The organism is Methylophilus sp. (genome assembly GCF_035460085.1).
Taxonomy (GTDB): domain Bacteria; phylum Pseudomonadota; class Gammaproteobacteria; order Burkholderiales; family Methylophilaceae; genus Methylophilus.
Window position 1 is genome coordinate 1 of sequence record NZ_DATHWZ010000056.1, and the last position, 1,717, is coordinate 1,717.

At 48.9% G+C, this 1,717-nt stretch carries 2 protein-coding genes; one reads left to right on the forward strand and one right to left on the reverse strand.

Annotated features, from left to right (window positions below):
* A partial coding sequence (locus tag VK958_RS08210) for a 4Fe-4S dicluster domain-containing protein (protein ID WP_325240588.1) occupies positions 1-133 on the forward strand: 133 nt, incomplete at its 5' end.
* A gap of 1,025 nt (positions 134-1,158) precedes the next feature.
* On the opposite strand, the gene VK958_RS08215 is transcribed toward VK958_RS08210, so the two are convergent.
* On the reverse strand, positions 1,159-1,717 hold a 559-nt coding region (locus tag VK958_RS08215; protein ID WP_325240587.1), incomplete at its 5' end, for a cell division protein FtsX.

Consider the following 1,717-nt stretch of genomic DNA (forward strand, 5'->3'; position numbering starts at 1 on the left):
GGGTGAGCAGGTATTGCAGATTAATGCGCAGAACTGCATTCATTGCAAAACTTGCGATATCAAGGACCCGACGCAGAATATTACATGGGTACCGCCGGAGGGGGGCAGTGGGCCGAATTATGTTTCGCAGTGATTAGGTCATTGCGAAATGGCTTGCTTATGCAGAAGCCAGTGCGCCCTGCAAGGGAGAATCTAGGCCGGGTTAATGCTTAGCTTGGTTACAATAGAAGACAAGTGTGGTACTTGCTGGAGGTTTTAATAGGTATTTCTTTGGATATTTAGGCATTCTTTTTCGCCGTTTTTTCGCTCCTAGGCGAGTTACTTTTCTTTGCTTGCCCAAAGAATAAGTAACCAAAAGAAAAGGCACCCTAGCTTCCGCTTGTTTCCTGCGTTGCTCGAACTAGGACTTTCGTCCGTTGCTTTGCCGGACTTAAGCATAAGCGGTCACGAAACTCATCCTAGCGGCCTGCACAAACCGCAGGCCACCGCGGGATTCAGACAGTCGCTCCCTTCCTCCTTATTTTGCCTGCGCTACTCGGCGCGTCAGATAGGGGCCCGTTTAAAACCAGCACGATGAAGCGGTGGTTGAATGTTTTTGCATGCAGGGCGCTTAATGAGTGTTTTATTTCTAAAACTAAACCCAACAAACCAATTTCGTTGTTTTGTTTTTTGCTTTTTAGCTTTGTTTAATTTCAATAATTGAGCGGGAATGAAAGTGGCGAGTCTCACGTCACTGAAAGCGTGTGGTTTTCAGGGACCCTATCTGACGCGCCGAGTAGCGCAGTCAGCGTGGGAGTTTTTGGCCAGCGTCTGTTTGAGTTACGCGGTGGCTTGCGAAGTGTGCAAGCGCTAGGGCGAGTTTCGTTGGACGCCCACGTTGATGAGCAACGCAGGAAAAAAGCGGAAGCTAGGGTGCATTTCTTTTGGTTACTTATTCTTTGTGCAAGCAAAGAAAAGTAACTCGCTGAGAAGCGAAAAGGAATGGTGATTATCTGAAGAAAGACCTAATAAGTACTTCACAAAAGTGAAGCATTCGCTCTTTTATTGTATCCAAGCTATAAATGAAAAATACCTGGATTCCGGCCGATGCCGGAATGACAAACTGTTGCTGAGCACGCTGAATCTAGTAAAAGCCAGCCGTCACGCAGGCGACGTCGCTTACCTTTTCTGCGTCAACGCAATAAATGCCGCGATCCACCCTATCAACGTCGATGCCAATAAAATCAACCCACCAATATTCACCAGATGAAACACCAGCTGGAAATGACTCTGGTAATTATTTGCCAGCATTTGCACCGGCTGTTTAAGATTCAACACAATCGCAAACAACAACCCCACCGCGATCAGTCCGCCTCCCAGGCCGTAAACACTGCCCATATACAAAAACGGACGGCGGATAAAGCTGTGTGTGGCGCCGATCAAACGGCTCACTTCAATCTCTGCTTCATGGGTCAGTACCTGCATGCGCACCGTATTGCTAATCACCGTGATCATCGCGATACCCAGCAGGCTGGCAAAAATCAGGGCAATGCGCTTACCCAGCACCAGCATGGAATTCAGGCGCTCCATCCATACGCTATCGATGACCAGTTCTTCCACTTCTTCACGGGTTTGCAAGGTCTCTTGCACCGATTTGGCGGTGGTTGGCTGTGTGTCGGCCAAGGTGATGAACAGGGCATCCGGCAACGGGTTCTGCGGCAAATCGGCCAGCAGGTCT